Source organism: Paraburkholderia sp. GW821-FHT02A12, from assembly GCF_059422005.1.
This window is the reverse complement of the sequence record NZ_JBWKWA010000001.1, coordinates 1,665,243-1,689,926: the sequence shown is the minus strand read 5'-3', so window position 1 is coordinate 1,689,926 and position 24,684 is coordinate 1,665,243. Positions and strand designations below refer to the sequence as shown.

At 62.9% G+C, this 24,684-nt stretch carries 21 protein-coding genes; 3 read left to right on the top strand and 18 right to left on the bottom strand.

Annotation, left to right across the window (positions count from 1 at the left end):
• Positions 1–47 precede the first annotated feature (47 nt).
• Positions 48–491 carry an NfeD family protein gene (locus AC07WT_RS07490; RefSeq protein WP_494946581.1) on the bottom strand — a complete coding sequence of 148 codons (444 nt, stop codon included), beginning with the start codon at positions 489–491 and terminating at the stop codon, positions 48–50.
• 155 nt (positions 492–646) lie between these two features.
• A complete protein-coding gene (ppsA, locus tag AC07WT_RS07485; protein WP_492590358.1) occupies positions 647–3,052 on the bottom strand; it encodes a phosphoenolpyruvate synthase in 2,406 nt (801 codons plus the stop codon).
• A 510-nt stretch (positions 3,053–3,562) separates the two neighbouring features.
• On the opposite strand from ppsA, the gene ppsR reads away from it, so the two are divergent.
• Entirely contained in the window at positions 3,563–4,378 is an 816-nt protein-coding gene (ppsR, locus tag AC07WT_RS07480) for a posphoenolpyruvate synthetase regulatory kinase/phosphorylase PpsR (protein ID WP_492590359.1), read from the top strand.
• Between the two features lie 71 nt (positions 4,379–4,449).
• Here the strand turns inward: ppsR and AC07WT_RS07475 are convergent, their stop codons facing one another.
• From AC07WT_RS07475 to rpsB, 16 genes are all read right to left on the bottom strand, one after another.
• Positions 4,450–5,235 carry a TrmH family RNA methyltransferase gene (locus AC07WT_RS07475; protein WP_494946580.1) on the bottom strand — a complete coding sequence of 262 codons (786 nt, stop codon included), beginning with the start codon at positions 5,233–5,235 and terminating at the stop codon, positions 4,450–4,452.
• 59 nt (positions 5,236–5,294) lie between these two features.
• Positions 5,295–6,056 carry a ribonuclease HII gene (gene rnhB / locus AC07WT_RS07470; protein WP_494946579.1) on the bottom strand — a complete coding sequence of 254 codons (762 nt, stop codon included), beginning with the start codon at positions 6,054–6,056 and terminating at the stop codon, positions 5,295–5,297.
• Positions 6,053–7,222 (bottom strand): lipid-A-disaccharide synthase, encoded by a 1,170-nt coding sequence (gene lpxB / locus AC07WT_RS07465; RefSeq protein ID WP_494946578.1) that lies wholly within the window; start codon positions 7,220–7,222, stop codon positions 6,053–6,055. The genes rnhB and lpxB overlap by 4 nt, the downstream gene beginning before the upstream one ends.
• Before the next feature lie 3 nt (positions 7,223–7,225).
• A complete protein-coding gene (gene lpxA, locus AC07WT_RS07460) occupies positions 7,226–8,014 on the bottom strand; it encodes an acyl-ACP--UDP-N-acetylglucosamine O-acyltransferase (RefSeq protein ID WP_492590363.1) in 789 nt (262 codons plus the stop codon).
• 93 nt (positions 8,015–8,107) lie between these two features.
• Entirely contained in the window at positions 8,108–8,572 is a 465-nt protein-coding gene (gene fabZ / locus AC07WT_RS07455; RefSeq protein ID WP_006048683.1) for a 3-hydroxyacyl-ACP dehydratase FabZ, read from the bottom strand.
• A 184-nt stretch (positions 8,573–8,756) separates the two neighbouring features.
• On the bottom strand, positions 8,757–9,860 hold the full coding sequence (gene lpxD, locus AC07WT_RS07450) for a UDP-3-O-(3-hydroxymyristoyl)glucosamine N-acyltransferase (RefSeq protein WP_492590364.1): 1,104 nt from the start codon (positions 9,858–9,860) through the stop codon (positions 8,757–8,759).
• Positions 9,861–9,933: 73 nt separating this feature from the next.
• Positions 9,934–10,461: an OmpH/Skp family outer membrane protein gene (locus AC07WT_RS07445; RefSeq protein WP_410831303.1), complete on the bottom strand. Its 528-nt coding sequence runs from the start codon at positions 10,459–10,461 to the stop codon at positions 9,934–9,936.
• A gap of 71 nt (positions 10,462–10,532) precedes the next feature.
• Entirely contained in the window at positions 10,533–12,836 is a 2,304-nt protein-coding gene (gene bamA, locus AC07WT_RS07440; protein WP_494946577.1) for an outer membrane protein assembly factor BamA, read from the bottom strand.
• Positions 12,837–12,903: 67 nt separating this feature from the next.
• Positions 12,904–14,304 carry an RIP metalloprotease RseP gene (gene rseP, locus AC07WT_RS07435; protein ID WP_494946576.1) on the bottom strand — a complete coding sequence of 467 codons (1,401 nt, stop codon included), beginning with the start codon at positions 14,302–14,304 and terminating at the stop codon, positions 12,904–12,906.
• Positions 14,305–14,311: 7 nt separating this feature from the next.
• Positions 14,312–15,517: a 1-deoxy-D-xylulose-5-phosphate reductoisomerase gene (locus tag AC07WT_RS07430; RefSeq protein ID WP_494946575.1), complete on the bottom strand. Its 1,206-nt coding sequence runs from the start codon at positions 15,515–15,517 to the stop codon at positions 14,312–14,314.
• Positions 15,518–15,527: 10 nt separating this feature from the next.
• Positions 15,528–16,349 carry a phosphatidate cytidylyltransferase gene (locus AC07WT_RS07425; protein ID WP_492590368.1) on the bottom strand — a complete coding sequence of 274 codons (822 nt, stop codon included), beginning with the start codon at positions 16,347–16,349 and terminating at the stop codon, positions 15,528–15,530.
• Positions 16,343–17,125: a polyprenyl diphosphate synthase gene (uppS, locus tag AC07WT_RS07420; RefSeq protein WP_494946574.1), complete on the bottom strand. Its 783-nt coding sequence runs from the start codon at positions 17,123–17,125 to the stop codon at positions 16,343–16,345. Before uppS ends, AC07WT_RS07425 begins: the two co-directional genes overlap by 7 nt.
• A 169-nt stretch (positions 17,126–17,294) precedes the next feature.
• Positions 17,295–17,855, bottom strand: coding sequence for a ribosome recycling factor (gene frr, locus AC07WT_RS07415; RefSeq protein WP_012433445.1), 561 nt, complete (start codon positions 17,853–17,855; stop codon positions 17,295–17,297).
• Positions 17,856–17,955: 100 nt separating this feature from the next.
• Positions 17,956–18,669: a UMP kinase gene (pyrH, locus tag AC07WT_RS07410; protein WP_492590370.1), complete on the bottom strand. Its 714-nt coding sequence runs from the start codon at positions 18,667–18,669 to the stop codon at positions 17,956–17,958.
• A gap of 221 nt (positions 18,670–18,890) precedes the next feature.
• Positions 18,891–19,772 carry a translation elongation factor Ts gene (gene tsf, locus AC07WT_RS07405; protein ID WP_494946573.1) on the bottom strand — a complete coding sequence of 294 codons (882 nt, stop codon included), beginning with the start codon at positions 19,770–19,772 and terminating at the stop codon, positions 18,891–18,893.
• 193 nt (positions 19,773–19,965) lie between these two features.
• Complete coding sequence (gene rpsB / locus AC07WT_RS07400) at positions 19,966–20,718, bottom strand: 30S ribosomal protein S2 (protein ID WP_492590372.1); 753 nt, start codon at positions 20,716–20,718, stop codon at positions 19,966–19,968.
• Positions 20,719–21,258: 540 nt separating this feature from the next.
• Between rpsB and map the strand changes: the two genes are divergently transcribed.
• Together map and AC07WT_RS07390 are read left to right on the top strand one after the other, a co-directional pair.
• The gene (map, locus tag AC07WT_RS07395) at positions 21,259–22,068 is read left to right on the top strand and encodes a type I methionyl aminopeptidase (protein WP_492590373.1); all 810 of its coding nucleotides are present in this window, start codon (positions 21,259–21,261) and stop codon (positions 22,066–22,068) included.
• A gap of 31 nt (positions 22,069–22,099) precedes the next feature.
• Positions 22,100–24,679, top strand: coding sequence for a [protein-PII] uridylyltransferase (locus tag AC07WT_RS07390; protein ID WP_494946572.1), 2,580 nt, complete (start codon positions 22,100–22,102; stop codon positions 24,677–24,679).
• Positions 24,680–24,684: the final 5 nt, after the last annotated feature.

The following is a 24,684-nucleotide window of genomic DNA, read 5'->3' as shown; positions in this document are numbered from 1 at the left end:
TTGCGTACGTGTTTTGTGCGTGATGTGCGCCTGATGTGTGTGCACAGTCAGGCCGCCGTCGCGCGTTTGCGCGCTACGACGACGAGGCAACTGCCGCGCAGTTCGACAATTTCGTAGACCTGCGCGTCTTCGGGCTCGCCGGCGGCCAGTTCGACGTCCCATTCCGCACCGCGATAATTGGCTCGCGCGCGGCGCTCATGCCAGACCGGCACGGTCAGCGTCTGACCGATATCCAGATTGACGTCCGGGTTCTTCGACGCCTCCTTGCGCGGCCTGCGGCCAAAACGCGAGCGCCGCAAGATCACCACGGCCGCCAGCGCCACCGCGGCGGCGACCGCCAATTGAAGATCGGCGGCCGCGCCCGCCATGTGCGCAATAGCCGCTGCCACAAAGCCCAACGCGATCATCAACAGATAGAACGTGCCACTCATCAACTCCAGCGCGACAAGCACGCCCGCCCCGATCCACCAGAACAATCCACCTGGCGCCACGTCGACCTCCACAAAACAAAACACCCCGGATCTACCGGGGTGTTTATAGCACGAAGCGGGTGCATTTTACCGAGCGGTACAGCACGCTTTCGACGCGAAGTTGACATACCGCACCGCTCGTTATGCAAGCCGCTTAGCGACGGCCGCTCGACAGCTTACTTCGCCGACGACTTCGCCAGTTGTTGCCACGTCTCGATGATCGTGTCCGGGTTCAGCGAGATCGACTTGATGCCTTCATCGGTCAGCCACTGCGCGAAGTCCGGGTGATCCGACGGGCCCTGGCCGCAGATACCGACGTACTTGTTCAGCCGCAGACACGTGTCGATTGCGCGCTTCAACATGAACTTGACGGCCGGATCGCGCTCGTCGAAGTCGACGGCCAGCAGTTCCATGCCGGAGTCACGGTCGAGGCCGAGCGTGAGCTGCGTCAGGTCGTTCGAACCGATCGAAAATCCGTCGAAGAATTGCAGGAATTCCTCGGCGAGAATCGCGTTCGACGGCACTTCGCACATCATGATCAGGCGCAGGCCCTTCTCGCCGCGCTTCAGGCCGAATTTCTCCAGCAGCCCGACCACGCGCTCCGCCTGCTTCAGCGTGCGCACGAACGGCACCATGATCTCGACATTGTCGAGGCCCATCTCTTCACGCACCTTCTTCAGCGCGACGCATTCCATCTGGAACGCTTCGGCGAAGTCTTCGGCGATGTAACGCGACGCGCCACGGAAACCCAGCATCGGGTTTTCTTCGTCCGGCTCGTAGCGCGAGCCGCCGATCAGCTTCTTGTACTCGTTCGACTTGAAGTCCGACAGACGCACGATCACGGGCTTCGGATAGAACGCCGCCGCGATCGTCGCGATGCCTTCGGTCAGCTTGTCGACGTAGAACGCGCGCGGCGATGCATGGCCGCGCGCCACGCTTTCCACGGCCTTCTTCAGGTCCTGATCGATGTTCGGGTACTCGAGAATCGCCTTCGGGTGCACACCGATGTTGTTGTTGATGATGAACTCGAGACGCGCCAGACCCACGCCTGCGTTCGGTAGTTGCGAGAAATCGAAGGCCAGTTGCGGGTTGCCCACGTTCATCATGATCTTCACCGGAATCGGCGGCAGCTCGCCGCGCTGCACTTCGGTGATTTCGGTTTCGAGCAGACCGTCGTAGATCTTGCCTTCGTCGCCTTCCGCGCACGACACGGTGACGAGCGCGCCTTCCTTCAGCACGTCGGTCGCGTCGCCGCAGCCCACCACCGCCGGCACGCCCAGTTCACGCGCGATGATCGCCGCGTGGCAGGTCCGGCCGCCACGGTTCGTGACGATTGCCGAAGCGCGCTTCATCACCGGCTCCCAGTTCGGGTCGGTCATGTCGGCGACCAGCACGTCGCCCGGCTGCACACGGTCCATTTCCGACGGATCGTGAATCACGCGCACCGGACCCGCGCCGATCTTCTGGCCGATGGCACGACCGGTTGCCAGCACGTTCGATTGGCCTTTCAGCTTGAAGCGCTGCTCGGCCTTGCCCGCGGCCTGGCTCTTCACCGTTTCCGGACGCGCCTGGAGGATGAAGATCTTGCCGTCGCGGCCGTCCTTGCCCCACTCGATGTCCATCGGACGCTCGTAGTGCTTTTCGATGATGATGGCGTACTTCGCCAGCTCGATCACGTCTTCGTCGGTGATCGAGAAGCGGTTGCGCTGCTCATGCGGCACGTCCACGGTCTTCACGCGGCCCTGCTCGCCGGCCTTGGTGAATTCCATCTTGATCAGCTTCGAGCCGATCGAGCGGCGAATGATCGGGTACTTGCCTTGCGCGAGCGTGGTCTTGTAGACGTAGAACTCATCCGGATTCACCGCGCCCTGCACGACCGTTTCGCCCAGGCCGTAGCTCGACGTGATGAACACGGCGTCCTTGAAGCCCGATTCGGTATCCAGCGTGAACATCACGCCGGCCGCGCCGACGTCCGAGCGCACCATGCGCTGCACGCCGGCAGACAACGCCACTTCCGCGTGGGTGAAGCCCTTGTGGACGCGATAGGAGATAGCGCGGTCGTTATACAGCGACGCGAACACGTGCTTCATGCGATCGAGCACGTCGTCGATGCCGACCACGTTGAGGTAGCTTTCCTGCTGACCCGCGAACGATGCGTCCGGCAAGTCTTCTGCCGTTGCCGACGAACGCACGGCAAACGACAGCTCTTCAGGCGAGCTGTTTTGCAGGGTGTCGAAGCCTGCGCGGATATCCGCTTCGAGACGCGGCTGCAACGGCGCATCGACGATCCATTGACGGATCTCCTTGCCCGCTTCGGCGAGCGCCTTCACGTCGTCGACGTCGAGCGTTTCGAGACGTTGGGCGATGCGTTCAGTCAGATTGTTGTGATGCAGGAAGTCACGGAAGGCCAGCGCCGTGGTGGCGAAACCGGTCGGCACGCGCACGCCGGCTTCGGCGAGCTGGCTGATCATCTCGCCAAGCGACGCGTTCTTGCCGCCGACAATTTCCACATCGGTCATCCGCAACTGCTCGAACGGAACTACATACGCCTCATCCTTTGCGACGGTAACTGCGTTAGTCATACAAGCCCCTAAGTGTGAAAGAAATTCACGGCTGTGCAAGTGGGCTTGAACGCGAGCGCTCATAGGAAGCGTGACCTCGCGTCTTGCACAACCTGTTGGAGAAACAATCGCCTGAAAAGCCTGAACCACGACGAAGAAAGCGGTTGGACGAATTTACCGATCGATCCACCCCATTCGCCGCAGGTTACCAGCTGATAGCGAGGCGTTGAACGACCGTTCGCGGTAAGTTAGACGCCAATCGCCTGCAATTGCTTATCCAACAGGTTGCCGCTATTCTACCGTGCCGACTCTCGAAATGTGACAGTCGGACGAGAATTGCGCCTCGAATCGCGCCCCGGACCGGCCGGCGGGCTCCTAGCGAGGCCCAAGCCGCATCCGGGCGCAGTTGCGGTGCCCACGGCGCGCTCCGTCGACGCCGCTGCAATCCCCGGTTAACCGCCGTGCAGCGAAGTCCACGCCGCGATGTTTCTTTCGAGCGCTCTTTCCCGCTCATGTTCCCCAGCTCCACTGATGCCGCCCACCGTATTCATCGTCTCTGACGGGACCGGGATCACTGCCGAAACCTTCGCGCATTCGATCCTCTCCCAGTTCGACCAGAAATTCCGCCTGGTTCGGGTACCCTTCGTCGACTCGATCGACAAAGCCTACGCCACGCTCGAAAAGATCAACGAAGCAATCCAGCAGGACGGCCGCCGTCCGATCGTGTTCACCACGCTGGTGGACAGCGCGTCGAACCAGATCGTCAAAGGTTCGAACGCGCTCGTGCTCGACATGTTCCAGACCTTCGTCGAGCCGCTCGAACAGGAACTGGAGCTGAAGTCGAGCCATGCGATGGGCCGCGGTCACCAGAATGCGGACACCGAGGAATACAAGAACCGCATCGAGGCGATCAATTTTTCGCTCGCGCACGACGACGGTCAATCGAACCGTAATCTCGCCGACGCCGACGTGATTCTGGTGGGCGTATCCCGCAGCGGCAAAACGCCGACGAGCCTGTATCTGGCGATGCAGTATGGTGTGAAAGCGGCCAATTACCCGCTGATTCCGGAAGATTTCGAACGCGGCAAGCTGCCCACGCCGCTATTGGCGCATCGGCAGAAGATGTTTGGTTTGTCGATCGATCCGCAGCGGCTGTCGGAGATTCGTAACGAGCGCCGGCCGGGCAGCAAGTACGCCGCACCGGAAAATTGCCGTTACGAGATCAATGAAGCGGAGACGATGATGCGGCGCGAAGGCGTCAAGTGGCTGTCGTCGACGCATAAGTCGATCGAAGAGATCGCGACGACGATCTTGCAGGAGATCAAGCTGGACCGGCCGGTTTATTGAGCACGTTGAGCGCGGCCTGAAGAAGGAACGCGCGTGGCCGCGAGTGGCCGCGCGCGTTTTATGTCATGCGCTCACGCGCGGCGGCGCTGCTGGCGGCACTGCTCGAATACGCAGACCGCGGCGGCGGCCGCCACGTTCAACGATTCCATGCCGCCCGGCTGCGGAATCGTCACCCGCAACGTGACCGCATCGCGCCACGTCTGCGACACGCCCGCCCCTTCGTTACCGAACACCCACGCCAACGGTCCGCGCAGATCGCAATCGTAAAGCGCCTCGGCGCCGTGCGAATCCGTAATGACGATGGGCACCGCGAGGCGTTCGATCAGCGTCTGCGCTTCGACGTCCTCGTGAATCTGCAGCAGAAAATGCGCGCCCATCCCCGAGCGCAACACCTTCGACGACCACGCGTACGCCGTGCCCGGCGCGCAGAACACCTGTTGAATACCGGCAGCAGCCGCGCTGCGCAGAATCGAGCCAACGTTGCCGGCATCCTGCACGCCATCGAGTACGAGGCAGGTCTGCGCGACCTGTTCCGGCAACGGCGTGTCGAGCTTTTCGACCAGCAGCACAATCCCGACGCCGTGCACTACGTTCGACAACTGACCGAACAAAGCATCCGGCAGCGTAACGATCCGATGCTCGTCGATGCGTGACACGATGTCCTGCGCCTCGTCGTGACGCAGCGCGCCCTCCGTGACGATGCACATTTCCGGCTGCCCGGCGACGTCGAGATAGGTGCTCGCGAGATGGAAGCCTTCAAGCAGCGCATGACCGCTGCGACGCTGCTGATGCGTCGAGCCGGCCAATGCCTTGAGGCGCTTATAGAGCGGATTGTCCCGCGAGGTGATGGCTTTCACAGGCAGCGCAGACAGTGAGAATGAGGAAAGAGTTGGCGACGCGCGAGGCTACACGGCGCTCAGGCGCCAGTACGTTCGCCGAAGGCGTCGTCGTCGAGCATGGCGTCGGTGATCGTGTCCGGCACGACGATCACGTTGCCCGACGACAGCGGCACGCCCGTGCCGAATCGCAAATGCGCTTCGCGCACCGGCGCAAACGAGCGCCGATGATGCTCGCATGGCCCATGCTCGCGCAGCGCCGCGAGATGCTGCGGCGTGCCGTAGCCGGCGTGCGCGTCGAAGCCGTAGACGGGATAGGCCTCATGCAGTTGCAGCAGCATCCGGTCGCGCGTGACTTTCGCGAGGATCGACGCCGCCGAAATGGATTTGACCAGCGCGTCGCCGCCGATGATCGCCTCGCTGCGAATGCTCAGCGCCGGGCAACGATTGCCGTCGATTTTCGCGAGCGTCGGCACGACCGACAAGCCTTCGACCGCGCGCTTCATCGCCAGCATCGTGGCGTGCAGGATATTCAGCGTATCGATTTCTTCGACGGTGGCGGACGCGATGCAATACGCGAGCGCCCGGTCGACAATTTTGTCGTACAGTTCGTCGCGCTTTTTGGCGGTGAGCGCTTTCGAATCGTCGAGGCCGCGAATCATCGGTTTCGACGGGTCAAAAATGACCGCCGCCGCGACCACCGGGCCGGCCAGCGGTCCGCGCCCTGCTTCGTCGACGCCGCAGACGATGTCATCCGGCGCTTCGAAGTTCAGGCCGGCCTGCTGGGCCGCCGCTCCGGCGACGCCTGCGGTCTTGCGGCGTGGTGCGCGTGCAGTCGTCACGGCCGCGTCTTCCGCGTTTCGATGACGTTCGCCACGACTTCCGCCGCACGCTGCGCGGTGTTCTGCTTCAGCACGTGATGCATCTCCGTGAAGATTTCCGTCAGCGTGCGCCGGTTGGCTTCGTCGCGCAACTGTTTCAACGTGGCCTCGGCGAGCGCTTGGGGCGTGGCGAAATGCTGGAGAATTTCCGGCACCACGAAACGCCCGGCCAGAATGTTCGGCAAGCCGACGTACGGCAGATAGCCTTGCCGGCGCATGATCTGACCGGTCAGCCAGGGCACCTTGTACGAGATCACCATTGGCTTTTTCAGCAGCGCGGCTTCGAGCGTTACCGTGCCGCTCTTGACGAGGATCGCGTCCGCCGCGGTCATCGCAAGTTGCGACTGGCCGTCGGTAATCGTCAGCGCGAGACCCGGGTGCGCATCGACCAGCGGCCGCAGCATTTCGCGCAATGCGGGCGTGGCCGCCGGCATCACGAAACGCAAGCCTGGCTCCTGGTGCTGCATCATCTCCATCGCGGCGAAGAACGTCGGACCGATCAGATCGATTTCCGAACGCCGGCTGCCCGGCAGCACCGCAATGACCGGACCGCTTTCCGGCAGACCGAGCGTGCGGCGCGCGCCCAGCGTGTCGGGCTCGAACGGGATTTCGTCAGCCAGCGGGTGCCCCACGTACGACGCCGCGACGCCCGCCTTCTCCAGCAGCGCCGTTTCGAACGGGAACACGCACAGCATATGATCGACCGCTTTGGCGATCTTCTTGATCCGGCCGCCGCGCCACGCCCAGATCGACGGGCAGACGAAGTGAACCGTCGGAATGCCCGCATCGCGCAGCGGATGTTCCAGGCCGAAGTTGAAATCGGGCGCATCCACGCCGACGAACACCGATGGAGGCTCAGCGAGCAACTGGCGCTTCAGCTCGTTGCGGATGCCGAGAATCTCGGGGATATGCCGCAGCGCTTCGACGTAGCCGCGCACCGTCAGCTTTTCCATCGGCCAGTGCGCGTCGAACCCCGTAGCGATCATGCGCGGGCCGCCGATCCCGTAGTACTGGGTGCCGGCGGGCAGACGGCTGGCAAGGCCGTCGAGCAGCGACGCCGCCAGCAGATCGCCGGATGGCTCGCCGGCCACCATGGCGACGCGCAGCGGACTCGGTTGCAATACCATCGGTTAGCGGATGATGCCGCGCTGCGACGCTTCGACGAACGCGAGCAGCGTTTGCACCGGTTCATCGCCATCGCCACCCGCGGACGCGAGTTCTCGCAACTGCACCTTCGCTTCTTCCAGCGACAGGCCGTTCTTGTAGAGCAGCCGATACGCCGAGCGCAGCGCCGAGATCGCATCCGGCGAAAAGCCGCGGCGGCGCAGACCTTCGACATTGATGCCGTGCGGCTCGGCCTTGTTACCTGCCGCGATGACGAACGGCGGAATGTCCTGCACCAGCGCCGACGCGCCGCCCAGCATCGAATGCGCGCCGATGCGCACGAACTGATGCACGCCGGACATGCCGCCGACGATCGCGTGGTCGCCGATCGTCACGTGACCGGCCATCTGCGCGTTGCTCGACAGAATGACGTTGCTGCCGACGTGGCAGTCGTGACCGATGTGCACGTAGGCCATGATCCAGTTGTCATCGCCGAGCGTGGTGACACCCGCGTCCTGCACCGTACCGGTGTGGATCGTGGTGAATTCACGGATCGTGTTGCGGTTGCCGATCACGAGCCGGGTCGGCTCGTCCTTGTACTTCATGTCCTGCGGACGGCCGCCGACCGATGCGTAGTGGCCGATCCGGTTGTCTTCGCCGATCGTCGTGTGACCTTCGATCACGCTGTGCGAACCGACCGTGGTCCGTGCGCCGATCGTCACGTGTGCGCCGATCACGGCATACGGTCCGATTTCGACGGATTCGTCGAGTTGTGCGCCCGGTTCGACGATCGCAGTAGGATGAATCCTGCTCATGCGTCCTCGCTTCTGATTCTGTTGCGTTGTCTGGATGGGCTGGGCAGGGCTTGCGACCAGCCGCTGACTGCCCGACGCTGAATTCCCGACGACTTAAGCGTCCTTGTCCGTGTGCCGCACCGCGCACATCAGGTCGGCTTCCGCCGCCACAACGCCATCCACCTCGGCGCGCGCCTTGAACTTCCAGATACCGCGCATGTGACGCTCGAACGTGCAGTTCAGGATCAGCTGATCGCCCGGTTCGACCACGCGCTTGAAGCGTGCATTGTCGATGCCCACGAACAGGTACAGCGTGTTCGACGGATCGCTCGGCTCTTCCGAAAACGTCAGCAGCGCCGCCGTTTGCGCGAGCGCCTCGAGAATCAGCACGCCGGGCATCACCGGGCGGGTCGGAAAGTGACCCTGGAAATACGGTTCATTGATCGACACGTTCTTCAACGCTTTGATGCTCTTGTGCGGTTCGAGTTCGAGCACCCGATCGACCAGCAGGATCGGATAACGATGAGGCAGCAGCGTGAGAATCTTATGAATGTCGAGATTGATTTTTTCGGTGCTCATGGTGTTTCTACTCGCGCATTGACTGCGCGATGATGACTGCGGATGCTGGTGCAGGTGGGTTGGTAACGCGTGCTGCCGACGGTTGCCGTGACCCGGAGGCCATGCCACCCGGTCACGGCAACCGACTTGCTTCTTGATGCTTGCCCGCTATTTTACGCGGTGCCGGCAGGCTGCCCCTGATATCTCAGGCTTTGTCGCCCGCGGCACCACCGGCTGCCTTGACCGATCCGTCGGCCGCGGCACCCGCTTCAAGGGCCTTGATACGGTCGCGCAGTTTGTCGATGTTACGCAGCAAAGCGGCGCTCTTGTTCCAGTCCGCATGGTTCACGGCCGGAAAAGCGCTGGTGTACAGGCCGGGCTTCAACAGCGACTTCGAGACGCCCGACTTCGCCGTGACGATCACATAATCGGCCAGCGTGACGTGCCCGGCGATGCCGACCGCGCCGCCGATCATGCAATGGCGGCCAATGGTCGTGCTTCCGGCGATCCCCGCGCAACCGGCGATCACAGTGTAGGCACCGACCTTGCAGTTGTGGCCGATCTGCACGAGGTTGTCGATCTTCACGCACGCTTCGATGATCGTGTCAGCCATTGCGCCACGGTCGATCGTGGTGTTCGCGCCGATTTCGACGTCCTCCGCAATCGACACGCCGCCGACCTGCGGAATCTTCACCCAGCTGCCAGTACGCGCGTCGCCGTCGCCGACGAAATCAGGCGCGAAGCCGAAACCGTCCGAACCGATCACCGCGCCCGCATGCACGATCACGCGCTCGCCGAGCTTGCAGCCGTGGTACACCGCGACATTCGGATACAGGTGCGAACTCGCGCCGATCTGCGTGCCGCGGCCGATGAACACATTGGCGTCTAGCCGCGCATTCTCGCCGATCACCGCGCCCGCTTCCACCGTGACATGCGGACCGACCACCGCGCTCGCGGCAATCTGCGCCGACGGATCGATCGTCGCACTCGGATGCACGCCGGGCACCGGCTTGGGCGCAGCCATGTCGATGAAGGTTTGCGCGACGCGCGCGAAGTAAGCGTACGGATTCGGCGTGACGATGAAGTTACGGGCGTCGCGGGAGCCGAGCTTGACGAGGTCGTCGGCGTTGATCAACACCGCGCCCGCACGGGTCGTCTCGACCTGCGACAAATACTTCGGATTGGCGAGGAACGCCAACTGGTTCGGGCCTGCCTGGTCGAGCGGCGCCAGACTGCTAACGCGCTGCGAACCGTCTCCGACTACTTCACCGCCGAACCGCTGGACGATGTCCTCGAGCGTAAATGCCATGCCTATCCTGTCTCCTGCAGTTCAGTCCAGCTTGTCAGTTCCGCGGCCCGGTTCTACGGGCCGCCCGGCGCGTTCAGTTGCCCGACGCCGCGAGCGCCTTGAGGACCTGATCGGTAATATCGATGCGCGGGCTCACGTACACCGCTTCCTGAACGATCAGGTCGTAGTGCTGCGCCTCGGCGATCTGCTTGATCACCTTGTTGGCGCGATCGAGCACCGCCGCCAGCTCTTCGTTGCGGCGCTGGTTCAGGTCTTCGCGGAACTCGCGTTGCTTGCGCTGGAAGTCGGTATCCAGCTGCGACAGATCGCGCTGCTTCTGTGCGCGATCAGCCGCCGACATCGACGCGCCGTTCTTGTCGAGCGAATCGGACATCGACTTCAGCTTCTGCGCCATGTCGGCCAGGTCCTTGTCACGCTTGGCGAACTCGGCCTCGAGCTTGACCTGCGCGGCCTTCGCGGCAGCCGATTCGCGCAGGATGCGGTCCGAATTCACCGCGGCGATCCTGGCTTCCTGCGCGTGCGCCACGCCCACACCCAAGGTCATTGCCAGCGCCAGTGCGCACGCCACACGTTTCGAAAACATACCGGTTCGCAAAGTCATCCTCTCGATACTGTAGTTTGGCCGGGCCCACCGTCGGGAGCCGCCCGTCGCCGGGGTCGCCCGCCGCCGGATCAGAATGCCGTCCCAATCTGGAACTGGAATTTCTGATACTGGTCGCCGGTGTGCTTCGTGAGCGGGAAGCCCAGGCTGAGCTTGAGCGGGCCGATCGGCGAGATCCACGCCAGGCCGACACCATAGCCGTAACGCAGGCCGTTCGCGCCGATGCTGTTGCCCTCCGTCCCCCAGACGTTACCGCCGTCGAGGAACGTGAAGACGCGCAGCGTGCGGTCGTAGCCCGTGCCCGGCAGCGGGAACGTCAGTTCGACGTTACCCACCAGCAGCTTCGACCCGCCGATCGGGTCGTTCGTCTTGGCATCGCGTGGACCCAGCGAGCTCGGCTCGTAGCCACGCACCGATCCGATACCGCCCGCGTAGTAGTTCTTGAAAATCGGGTAAGGCTTGCCGGCGAGGCCGTTACCGTAACCGCCCTGGAAGTTGAAGCCCAGCACGAAGCCGCGCGCAAACGAGTAATAGTACTGCGCGTTGATGTCGGCCTTGTAGTACTGCGTGCCGCCGATCGGCGTGCCGTATTCGGCGTTCGCCTGCGTGAAGTAACCGCGGCTCGGCACCAGCGCGCTGTCACGCGCGTCGCGCGACCAGCCCACCGTGATCGGCACGTTGGTTGAGCGGCGGCCGAACTGGTTCACATAATCGATGTAGCTTTGCGGCGTGTTCGCGTCGATATCCAGCTGGTTCTGCTCGAGGCCCGCGCCGAAGTAGACCGTGTCGACTTCGGAGAACGGAATGCCGAACTTCAGGTCGCCGCCGATCGTGACGATCTTGAAGCTCGAATCCGTCGAGTAGTACAGCGGCTGGTACGTACGGTAGTAGACGTCGGTAATCCGCTTGATGCCGTCGACCGTGAAGTACGGGTCAACTTGCGTGACCGTCAGCGTACGGTACGTCTTGGCGGTATTCACGTTCACCGCGAGACTCGTGCCCGAACCGAACACGTTGTCCTGCGACACGCCCGCGGACAGCACCACCTTGTCGGTCGACGAGAAGCCTGCACCCAGCGTGATTGCGCCGGTCGGCTTTTCGGCCACCTTGACGTCCACGTCGACCTGGTCCGGCGTGCCTTCCACAGGCGTGGTGGTCACGTCCACGTCGGTGAAGTAGCCGAGACGGTTGATCCGGTCTTTCGACAGCGCGAGACGGTTCGAGTCGAACCACGAGCTTTCGAGCTGGCGCATTTCGCGACGCACCACTTCGTCGCGGGTGCGTGTGTTGCCGACCACGTTGATGCGGCGCACGTACACGCGGCGGCTCGGATCCACTTGCAGCGTCAGGTCGACCTTGTGGTTGGCCTGATCGATCTGCGGCTGTGCGTTGACGGTAGCGAACGCATAGCCGTATTCGCCGAGCTTGTCGACGATCGCCTTGGTGGTGGCTTGCAGCTTTTCAGCCGAGAAGCGGTCACCTGGTTTGATCTTGATGAGCTTGGACAGCTCCGCCTCGCGGTCGAGCAGATTGCCCGCCAACTTGATGTTCGAAATCGTGTACGGCTCGCCTTCATGCAGCGTGACCGTCAGATACATGTCCTTCTTGTCCGGCGTGATCGACACCTGGGTCGATTCGATGTTGAACTCGAGATAGCCGCGATTCAGGTAATACGAGCGGACGTTCTCGAGGTCGCCGGTGAGCTTGTCTTTCGCGTACAGGTCGTTCTTCGTGTACCACGAGAACCAGTTCGGCGTGGACAGCTGCATTTCGTCGCGCAGCGTACCGGTGCTGAACGCCTTGTTGCCGATGAAGTTGATCTGGCGGATCTTCGCGCTCGGGCCTTCGGCCACCGAGAACAGTACCGACACGCGGTTGCGGTCGATCGGCGTGATCGTGGTGGTGACTTCGGCGGCGTAGTAGCCGCGCGTCAGATACTGGCGCTTCAGTTCCTGCTCAGCCTTGTCGACCAGCGCCTTGTCGTAGTACCGGCCCTGCGACAAACCGACCGCGCGCAGCGCCTTGGTCAGGTTTTCCTTGTCGAATTCATGGATGCCGGCGAAATCGATCGTGCCGATCGCCGGACGCTCCAGCACCTGCACGATGACTACGTTGCCTTCGGTCGCGATCTTGACGTCGTTGAAGAAGCCGGTGGCGTACAACGCGCGAATGGCTTCGGAAGCCTTGTCGTCGCTAAAGGTGTCGCCTTGCTTGATCGGCAGGTACGCGAACACGGTACCAGGTTCGACGCGTTGCAATCCCTCGATCCGGATGTCTTGCACCACGAAGGGCGTCGTTGCGTGAGCAACCAACCCATGCGCGGCGAACGCCGCGGCTATAACCGTCTTTGGAACAAAGCGATGAGGTTTAAACAACGTGCTTCCCCAGTGTGTATAGCTGCATCAGGTCAGGCGGTCGCCATCGTGAGCGCCGCCGGACACTTTAAAAATGGATTAAACGAGCCAGATCGTTGAACAGCGCGATCGCCGACAACGCGACGATGCAGGCGAGCCCCGCCCTCTGAAAAACGAGTTGCCAGCGATCGGAGACAACTTTGCCGGTCACAGCTTCAACCAAATAATATAACAGATGACCCCCGTCCAATACCGGAATTGGTAACAGGTTCAGTACACCGAGACTAATACTGACAAGGGCCAGGAACGACAGGAATGCAGAAGGACCCAGACGTGCGCTCTTTCCTGCGTAATCGGCGATCGTCACCGGACCGGACAGATTCTTCAGCGAAGCCTCGCCGACGATCATCCGGCCGAACATGCGCACCGAGTACACCGCGAGATCCCAGGTGCGGCGCGCGCCCAGTTGCAGACTCTCGATCGGCCCATAACGCACGTCGATCGACGGCACCTGGGTCGCCAGTTCCGCACCGATGCGGCCGATCTGCTGACCCGTCGCATCGTCGCGCTGCGACTGCGGCACGATGCGGATGTCTTCGAGCTTGCCTGCGGCCTGCGTAGCTTGCGTACCTTGCCCGCCGCGCTCCACTTGCAGCGTGAGCGGCTTGCCGGCGTGCGATTTCACATACGCGATGAATGCCGTGGCATTGTCGGTGGGCATGCCGTCGACCGCGTGCAAGCGGTCACCGGCTACAAGGCCTGCCTTTTGCGCCGCGCTGCCGGGCTGCACACCCGCGACCGTCAGCTTGCCACCGCCCGGCTCGAAGCCGAGATGCGACATAAAGTCGTCGTCGACCTCTTTCTCGGTGATGCCGCGCAGATCGAGCTGGAAATCCGAGGTGCCGTGAGCATCCTTTGCGCTCAGCACGACACGCCTGTGATCGAAGGCCGCGCCCAACAGTTTCCAGCGCAGGTCCGACCATGAACGCACCGGCTCCGATTCACCGGCATTCTCGGCGCGCACCGCGACGATGGTTTCGCCGCCGTCGAAACCGGCCAAAGCCGCCGGCGTATTCGGCGCGGGTGCCGCGACCACGGCCGCGGGTTCCGTCACGCCGGTCGCGAACACGAGCGCGAACAGCACGATAGCCAGCAGGAAATTGGCTACGGGCCCGGCCGTGACAATCGCGATACGGCGCCACACCGACTGCCGGTTAAACGCATACGGCAACGCTTCAGCGGCAATCGGCGCGCCCGTCTCGCGCTCGTCGAGCATCTTCACATAGCCGCCGAGCGGCAACGCGGCAACAGTCCATTCGGTACCCGTCTTCGGGCTCACCCATTGGAACAGCGGCTTGCCAAAGCCAATCGAAAAGCGCAGCACGCGCACGCCGCACAGGCGCGCAACGCTGTAATGGCCGTATTCGTGAACGACCACGAGTACGCCAATCGCGACCGCGAAGGCAAGCAGTTCGATCAGCAGATTCATAAGCGCCTCACTGGACGGCGCGTTCCGTGCGACGAGCGCCGTCCGGCAGACGCGCGATGAATTCGGCAGCGGCGCGACGCGCGGCGGCGTCAGCTTCGATCACGTCTTCGAGCGCATGCGCGCTGCGGTTCGGCAACGCGTTGAGCACCGCGTCGACCACCTGGGCAATCGCCATGAAGCCGACCTGGCGCGACAGGAACGCTTCAACAGCGATTTCGTTTGCGGCATTCAAGGCCGCGCTCGCGACCCCGCCTTCGGCCAGCGCCTTCATGGCGAGCGCGAGACACGGAAAGCGCGTGTAGTCCGGCTTTTCGAACGACAGCGACGCGACCTCCGCCAGATCCAGTTGCGCGACGCCCGAATCGACCCGATCCGGAAACGCCAGCGCGTGCGCGATCGGCGTGCGCATGTCCGGGTTGCCGAGTTGTGCGAGCACCGAGCCGTCGGCGTACGACACCAGCGAGTGGATCACGCTCTGCGGATGAATCAGCACGTCGATACGTTCGCCCGACAGGCCGAACAGCCAGTGCGCCTCGATCACTTCGAGACCCTTGTTCATCATCGTGGCCGAGTCCACGGAAATCTTGCGACCCATGACCCAGTTCGGATGCTTGCAGGCCTCTTCCGGCGTGACGTCGACGAGCGTGGCCGGTTCGCGGGCGCGGAACGGGCCGCCCGAGGCTGTCAGAATGATCTTCGACACACCGCCATGCGCCGCGGCTTCGCGCGGCAGGCATTGGAAAATCGCGTTGTGTTCGCTGTCCACCGGCAGCAGCACCGCGCCGTTGTCGCGCACCGCGTCCATGAAGATCGCGCCGGACATCACCAGCGCTTCCTTGTTGGCGAGCAGAATGCGCTTGCCGGCGCGCGCCGCGGCAAGGCTCGGCGCAAGGCCCGCGGCGCCGACGATCGCCGCCACCACCGTATCGCATCCGTCGCTCTTCGACACGTCGACAAGCGCTTGCGGCCCGAACGTGACTTCGGTCTTGCAGCCGGCTTCGCGCAGCTTCGCCGCGACCCGCGCGGCCGTATCGGCGTCACCGACTACGGCGACTTCGGGCTGAAAGCGCAGGCATTGTTCGACGAGCTTGTCGCCGTTGCGATGCGCGGAGAGTGCGTAAACCGAAAAGCGCTCGGGATGTCGCGCGACGACGTCGAGCGTACTATCTCCAATCGAGCCCGTGGAACCGAGCAATGTCAGACGTTTTTGCATATCTCTTTCTCTAGCCGACGAGCAGCATGGCAAGCGGCAGCACCGGCAACAATGCGTCGATGCGATCGAGCACGCCACCGTGCCCTGGCAACAGGCCGCTTGAATCCTTGACTCCGGCCTGGCGTTTCAACATCGATTCGAACAGGTCGCCCACCACGCTGAATGCCACCAGCACGGTCAGTGCGAGCAGCGTGCGCACGGCGCCCAATTGCGCCAGCAGCGCAGAATACAGGGTCGGCTCGAACGCGTGCAAAAAGACCGCCGCCGCCGCGACGATCATCACCACCAGCCAGCCGCCGATCGCGCCCTCCCAGGTTTTACCCGGGCTGATGGCAGACGCGAGCTTATGTTTTCCGAAGGCTTTACCTGAGAAGTATGCGCCGATATCAGCCAGCCATACCAATAGCAGCAACGACAGCACGAACGGCACACCCTTCATGCGCGCGGCGACGAGAGCATGCCAGCACGCGACGAATATCACAATGCCGGCAAGGAATAGAAATGCACGCCACGCGCCCTGCGCGAGCGTCGGCTTGCGCAACAGCACGAACGGCCCTGCGATCACCCAGAAGATGGCAGCCGCCTGAAACAGCGGCCGCGACTCTTCGACGCCGGTGCCGGGGCGCGTGCTCGCGACCAGCGCCACCGCGGCAATCAGCGCGTAAATGACCGGGCCGGCGCCGCCGAGCTTCAACAGACGGGCCCATTCCCACGCAGCGAACACGACGACGAATGCGATCAGTGCGCCGAACGCGCCCACCGGCGCGAACAACGTGACCGGCAGGAATACCGCCAGCAGGATGATCGCCGTGATGACACGGGTTTTTAGCATGGAAGCGAATCGACGTTCTGCGATTGCGGCTCGAGTTGAGCGCTGGTGCGGCCGAAGCGGCGCTCACGCTCCGCGTACGAAGCGATGGCGTGGCCGAGGGCGTCGGCGTCGAAATCCGGCCAGAAGGTGTCGGTGAAGTAGAACTCGGTGTACGCGAGTTGCCACAGCAGGAAGTTGCTGACGCGGCGCTCGCCGCCGGTGCGGATGAAGAGATCCGGCTCGGGCGCATAGGCCATCGACAGGTGTTCGGCGAACGATTCCTCGTTGATATCGACCGCCTGCCCCGCCAGCGCCGATTGCTCGGCCAGCTTGCGGGTAGCCTGCATGATGTCCCAGCGGCCGCCGTAATTGGCGGCGATGGTCAGCGTGAGACGGGTATTGCGCGCGGTTTTGGTTTCCGCGCGCTTGATCAGATCGCGGATGCGCGTGTCGAACTTCGACAGATCGCCGACAACCCGCAGACGGATGCCGTTCGCGTGCAGCTTGCCGATTTCGCGCTCGAGCGCCGTGACGAACAGGCGCATCAGGAACGACACTTCGTCGGTCGGACGGCGCCAGTTTTCCGAACTGAAAGCGAACAGCGTCAGATATTCGACGCCCTGGCGTGCGCAAGCCTCGACGGCCGAGCGCACCGCGTCGACGCCGCGCGTATGGCCGGCCACGCGCGGCAGGCGCCGCTGGGTCGCCCAACGGCCGTTGCCGTCCATGATGATCGCGATATGTCGCGGCACCGCTGCGACATCAGGCACGCGCACGGTTGAGCTGGTATAGGTCATGGCCGTCGGGACAGTGACTGCAAAAAAAGAAGTGGAAACCCTGAAAATACTGAGTGCCCCCAAACTTGGCACTTCGCGCCAAGCCCCCGAGGGGGCAATCCCCCAAGGGGACTTCCTGCGGGGCGGAAAACCTGGGGCGGCCCGGCGTTTTCTTGAGAGCCAACCGGCCTCAGACCGTCATGATCTCGGCTTCTTTGGTCACCACGAGTTTGTCGATTTCAGCGACGAACTTGTCCGTCAGCTTCTGGACGTCGTCACCTGCACGACGCTCGTCGTCTTCTGAAATTTCTTTGTCTTTCACGAGCTTTTTGAGTTGCTCGTTTGCATCGCGGCGCAGGTTGCGCACTGCCACCTTGGCCGTTTCCGCTTCGCTCTTGACCACTTTGGTCAGTTCGCGGCGGCGTTCTTCGGTCAGCGCGGGCATCGGCACGCGGATCACGTCGCCCTGGGTGGCCGGATTCAGACCGAGGTCCGATTCACGGATCGCCTTTTCGACGACCTGGACCATCTTCTTTTCCCACGGCTGCACGCCGATCGTGCGTGCGTCGATCAGCGTCAGGTTCGCAACCTGCGAAATCGGCACCGGCGAACCGTAGTAGTCGCACTGGATGTGATCGAGCAGGCCCGTGTGCGCACGGCCCGTACGGATCTTCGACAAATCGTTCTTGAACGCGTCGATCGAGCGCTGCATCTTTTGTTCAGCGCCCTTCCTGATATCAGCCACAGACATTTTTAAACCTCCGAACCTTCAAAACGGTGCGAGCCGGCCAGCGCGCGCGAAAGACGGCGGCCTGGGCTCGCGTCAAAGCCCACGTTATGTGAACGAGAGTTTACACGTGGACGAGGGTGCCCTCGTCCTCGCCCAGTACAATGCGCTTGAGCGCGCCCGGCTTGACGATCGAAAACACGCGGATCGGCAGCTTCTGGTCGCGGCACAGCGCGAACGCCGTAGCGTCCATCACCTGCAGATTGCGGCCGATCGCTTCGTCGAAGCTGATCGTGGTGTAACGGGTCGCGCTCGGGTCTTTCTTGGGGTCGGCCGAATAGACGCCGTCCACCTTGGTGGCTTTCAGCACGACTTCCGCGCCGACTTCCGCGCCGCGCAGCGCAGCGGCCGTGTCCGTCGTAAAGAACGGGTTGCCGGTACCGGCCGCGAAAATCACGACTTTGCCTTCTTCGAGCTGGCGAATCGCACGCGGGCGGATGTACGGCTCAACCACCTGGTCCATGCGCAGCGCGGATTGCACGCGCGCTTCGATACCGGCGTGGCGCATTGCGTCCTGCAGCGCCAACGCGTTCATCATCGTGGCCAACATACCCATGTAGTCGGCCGTGGCACGGTCCATGCCGGCCGCGCCGCCCGCGACGCCGCGGAAAATATTGCCGCCGCCGATCACCACGGCCAACTGCGTACCGAGCCGAACCACTTCGGCCACGTCCGCCACCATTCGTTCGATGGTCGCGCGATTGATGCCGAAGGCATCGTCGCCCATCAGAGCTTCGCCGGAGAGTTTGAGCAGGACGCGTTTATAGGCAGTGGGCATAGAGATATCCAGATCGCGCAGAACAGGGCAACAACAAGGGACTAATGTAGGGGTGAAATGCTGATTCGGGCAAGCGCCGCCAAATTCACGAACCCCAAGGTTCGCCTGCGGCGGCTGCGCGGCGAGGGTCAACCCGCGCGCAGCCTTGCGGCGCTGCCGACCGCGGCAAAGTCTTGCTCCGCCGCGGGTCCAACGGTACTGCGGTAAAACTTACGCGAGACTTATTGCTGCTTTGCAGCAGCGACTTGAGCGGCCACTTCGGCTGCGAAGTCGTCCTGCTTCTTCTCGATGCCTTCGCCGACCACGAACAACGCGAACTTCTGCACGCTCGAGTTGCCGGCCTTCAGCATCTGTTCGATCGTCTGCTTGTCGTTCTTAACGAACGTCTGGTTCAGCAGCGACACTTCCTTCAGGTACTTCTGCACGCTGCCGTCGACCATCTTGGCGACGATTTCAGCCGGCTTGCCCGATTCGGCAGCCTTCTGTTCAGCGATGCTGCGTTCCTTGGCGATCAGATCCGCCGGCACGTCTTCCGACGACAACGAGACCGGCTTCATTGCCGCAATGTGCATTGCGACGTCCTTGCCGACCTGCTCGTCCGCGCCGGTGTACTCGACCAGCACGCCGATACGCGTGCCGTGCAGGTACGCTGCCAGCTTGTTCGAGGTTTCGAAACGCACGAAACGGCGGATCGACAGGTTTTCGCCGATCTTGCCGACCAGCGCCAGACGCACTGCGTCGACCGTCGAGCCGTCCAGCGGCAGCGCCGACAGAGCGGCGACGTCAGCCGGGTTTTGCGTAGCGACCAGCTCAGCGATCTGCTTCGAGAAAGCCAGGAAGTCGTCGTTCTTCGAAACGAAGTCGGTTTCGCAGTTCAGTTCGACCAGCGAACCAGCGTTGCCGCCGATGAACGATGCAACCACGCCTTCAGCCGTCACGCGCGACGCTGCCTTGCTGGCCTTGTTGCCCAGCTTCACGCGCAGCAGCTCTTCAGCACGCGCCATGTCGCCTTCGGCTTCCGTCAGCGCCTTCTTGCATTCCATCATCGGCGCGTCGGTCTTCGCGCGCAGTTCTGCAACCATGCTTGCGGTAATTGCCGCCATCATTTGCTCCTTGAGTTCCGTCTGTCACACGCCGCCCGGACTTCGATACCGGCGGCAAGAATTCGTTTCAGCGTTGTGCGTATTTTTTACAAACAACGTTTCGGGCATCGTTTGCGACGCCCCACCACAATGTCGCGGCTTAAAAAAAGGGGGCCTGTAGAAAGCCCCCTTTTTTGCCGGACACGGGGTAGCTTTACGCTTCCCCGTTAACCTCGACGAACTCGTCGCCTTCACCGCCACGGGCAGCTTGCACCACCTCGTTGACCGCGTTCGCACGGCCTTCCAGGATAGCGTCAGCCACGCCAGCCGTGTACAGAGCGACAGCCTTGCTGGCGTCGTCGTTACCCGGGATCACGTAGTCCACGCCTTCCGGCGAGTGGTTCGTATCGACCACGGCGATGACCGGCACGCCGAGCTTGTTCGCTTCGGTGACGGCAATCTTGTGGTAGCCGACGTCGACCACGAAGATCGCGTCCGGAATGCCGCCCATGTCCTTCACGCCGCCGATCGACTTTTGCAGCTTGAGCATTTCGCGTTCGAACAGCAGCGCTTCTTTCTTGCTCATGCGTTCGGTTTCGCCTGCTTCCAGCGCTGCTTCCATGTCCTTCAGGCGCTTGATCGAGACCTTCAGCGTCTTGAAGTTGGTCAGCATGCCGCCGAGCCAGCGTGCGTTGACATACGGCATGCCAGCGCGTTGCGCCTCTTCAGCGATCGTGTCGCGCGATTGACGCTTCGTGCCGACGAACAGAATCGTGCCGCGATTCGCCGCCAGTTGACGCGCGTACTTCAGCGCGTCGTTGTACATCGGCAGCGTCTTTTCGAGGTTGATGATGTGAATCTTGTTGCGATGACCGAAAATGAAAGGAGCCATCTTCGGGTTCCAGAAGCGCGTTTGGTGACCGAAGTGGACACCGGCTTCCAGCATTTGACGCATGGTAACTGCCATGAAATTCTCCGCGAGGGTTGGGTCTTAAGCCGGCTGCCGTATCGGCCGCGCCTGCCTTCTCCGGCTGAACGCGACGGACACCCTGGGTGCGCCGGCTTGCGAGTCTGCTGCCTTGAGTCTGCTGCCTGGTACTGCCTCACTCATGGCGCAGGCAACTATCGCCATGAGCAGCGGCCTCCCTTGCTCTCTCGCCACGTTACGCCGCAGCTATACAGCACAAATGAGAACAAGGATCGACTTAGCCAGAGATTATAGCACGCGACTATCGACCGACTCAACCCGCGCGGTAGCTCCTGTTTGCCGCGGCCGGGTTGCACCTGCCTTTTTGCGACCGGCCTTCAACAGCGCGCGACCGGCAGCGGCGCGACCGAAGGCCAGTTTCGATCCGCACCCGCAAAAACCAGCCTTGCAGCCGCGTTCAAGGTGCCCGAAACACGCCAGGGACATGGCCGCAAAGCGCGCCGGCCCTATCGCAAAAGCCTGCGGCGGCCGGAATATGGTGCGATAATCCCCGGATAAATCGCATTTCAGGCCCGACCCATGGCTATTACGCTCAAAAACGAACACGATATCGCGCAAATGCGCGTCGCCTGCAAGCTTGCAAGCGAGGTGCTCGACTACATCACGCCGCTCGTCACGGCCGGCATCACCACCGGCGAACTCGACCGGCTGTGCCACGAATACATGCTCAAGGTACAGGGCACGGTTCCGGCGCCGCTGAATTACCAGCCGCCCGGCTATCCGCCCTATCCGAAAGCCACCTGCATCTCGGTCAACGACGTGATCTGCCACGGCATTCCGGGCGACAAGACGCTGAAGAACGGCGACGCGCTGAATATCGACGTCACCGTGATCAAGGAAGGCTATTTCGGCGACACGAGCCGGATGTTCATCGTCGGCGAAGGGTCGATCCTGGCCAAACGCCTCGTGCAGACCACTTACGAATGCATGTGGCTCGGCATCGATCAGGTGCGCCCTGGCGCACATCTGGGCGACATCGGCTACGCGATCCAGAAGCATGCCGAAGCGCAGGGCTACAGCGTGGTGCGCGAATACTGCGGCCACGGCATCGGCACGGTGTTCCACGAAGATCCGCAGATTCTGCACTACGGCCGCCCGGGCACCGGGCTCGAATTGCAGGCGGGCATGATTTTCACGATCGAGCCGATGATCAACGCCGGCCGTCGCGAGATCCGCACCATGCCGGACCAGTGGACCGTCAAGACCAAGGACCGCAGCCTGTCGGCGCAGTGGGAGCACACCGTGCTCGTCACGGAAACCGGCTACGACGTGCTGACCGTCTCCGCCGGCACGCCAGCGCGCCCGCCGGTGGTGGCCGCCACTGCCTGACCGCTTTCCGCCCCCACTCGCCCGCCTGCCAATGAGTAGTGTTCCAGTCGTCGCCCAATCCCATGCCACGTCGCTCAAGGCGGACTACAAAGTGGCCAAAGCCCAGTTGCTGGAACGCTTCAAGACGGCCACCAACGTCGATGCGCTGATGGCCGCCCTCGCGCGCGCCACCGACGATTCGCTGCGCGCCGCCTGGAACACCTGCGAACTGCCGTCCGAGCTGGCGCTGCTGGCCGTGGGCGGCTATGGACGAGGCGAACTCGCGCCGCATTCGGACATCGATATCCTGGTCTTGCTGCCGGACGCGCCGATTGCCCATCTGGAAGCGCGCATCGAACGCTTCATCAGCCTCGCGTGGGACCTGGGGCTGGAACTCGGCAGCAGCGTGCGCAGCGTGTCGCAGTGTCTGGAAGAAGCCGCCAACGACGTTACCGTGCGCACTTCGCTGCTCGAAGCGCGGCGCATCACCGGCAGCGCCCCACTATTCGACGACTTCGTGCGGCGTTACCGCGAAGCGCTCGACCCGCGCGCATTTTTCCAGGCGAAAGTGCTGGAAATGCGCCAGCGGCACGCCAAGTTCCAGGACACGCCGTATGCGCTCGAGCCGAACATCAAGGAAAGCCCGGGCGGCCTGCGCGATCTGCAACTGATTCTGTGGATCACCCAGGCGGCCGGCTTCGGCAGCAGCTGGCGCGAACTCGAGGCACGCGGCCTGATTACCGAGCGCGAAGCGCGCGAACTGCGCCGCAACGAAGGCTTCCTGAAAGCGCTGCGCGCCCGCTTGCACGTGATTGCAGGCCGCCGTCAGGACATTCTGGTATTCGACCTGCAAACGCCCGTGGCCGAGAGCTTCGGCTACAAGCCGACCGCCACCAAGCGCGCCAGCGAACAGCTGATGCGCCGCTATTACTGGTCGGCCAAGGCCGTCACGCAGCTCGCGACGATCCTGATCCAGAACATCGAAGCGCAACTCTTCCCCAGCACGAGCGGCATTACGCGCGTGCTGTCCGACCGCTTCGTCGAGAAGCAAGGCATGCTTGAAATCGCCAGCGACGACGTGTTCGAACGCGAACCGAACGCGATTCTCGAAGCCTTCCTGCTGTACGAGCAGACGCCGGGCGTAAAAGGCTTGTCGGCGCGCACGCTGCGCGCGATCTACAACGCCCGCGACGTGATGGATCAGCACTGGCGGCGCGACCCGGCAAACCGGCGCCTCTTCATGAACATCCTGAAGCAGCCGGCCGGCATCACGCACGCGCTGCGGCTGATGAACCAGACCAGCGTGCTTGGGCGCTATCTGCTGAATTTCCGGCGCATCGTCGGGCAGATGCAACACGACCTGTATCACGTCTACACGGTCGATCAGCACATCCTGATGGTGCTGCGCAACCTGCGCCGTTTCGCGGTGGCCGAGCACGCGCACGAATATCCGTTCTGCAGCCAGTTGATCGCCAATTTCGATCAGCCGTGGGTGCTGTACGTCGCGGCGCTGTTTCACGATATCGCCAAGGGCCGCGGCGGCGACCATTCGGTGCTCGGCATGGCCGACGCGCGGCGCTTTTGCCGCAGCCACGGCATCGAGGGCGACGACGGCGAACTGGTCGTCTGGCTGGTCCAGCAGCACCTGACCATGAGCCAGGTCGCGCAGAAGCAGGACACGAGCGACCCTGAGGTGATCAAGCGGTTTGCGGAACTGGTCGGCAATGAACGGCGTCTGACGGCGCTTTACCTGCTGACCGTCGCCGACATTCGCGGCACTAGCCCGAAAGTCTGGAATACGTGGAAAGCCAAGCTGCTCGAAGACCTGTATCGCTCGACGCTGGCGGTGCTCGGCGGCGCACGGCCTGACGCGCATTCCGAACTGAAGTCGCGTCAGGAAGAGGCGCTTGCGCTGCTGCGCCTCGAAACCGTGCCGGAAAGCGCACAAAAGGCGCTATGGGACAAGCTGGATATCGGCTACTTCCTGCGCCACGACGCAGCGGATATCGCGTGGCAGACACGCGTGCTGTACCGCCACGTCGAAACGCCGACCCCGATCGTGCGCGCCCGGCCGGCGCCGATCGGCGAGGCGCTCCAGGTGCTGGTTTACGTGAAGGACCAGCCCGACCTGTTCGCCGCCATTTGCGCGTATTTCGACCGCAACGGCCTGTCGGTGCTCGATGCGCGGGTCAGCACGACCCGTCACGGGTACGCGCTCGATAATTTCCTCGTCGCGCATACCGAAGAAGACGTGCATTATCGCGATATTGCCAATCTGGTCGAACAGGAACTGACCGCACGCCTGACGGGCGACGGCACACTGCTGCCGGGACCGTCGAAAGGCCGTCTGTCGAGGCTGTCGCGGACTTTCCCTGTTACGCCGCGCGTCGATCTTCGGGCCGACGAGCGCGGCCAATACTACATCCTGTCCGTGTCGGCCAACGACCGGCCAGGCCTTCTTTATTCGATCGCGCGCGTGCTGGCCGAGCATCGGGTCGGCGTCTCTTCGGCGCGGATCAATACGCTCGGCGAACGCGTCGAAGACGTGTTCCTGCTGGATGGACACGGTCTGTCGGACAACCGCCTGCAAATTCAGGTCGAGACCGAACTGCTGCGCGCGATCGCAGTGTGAGATTT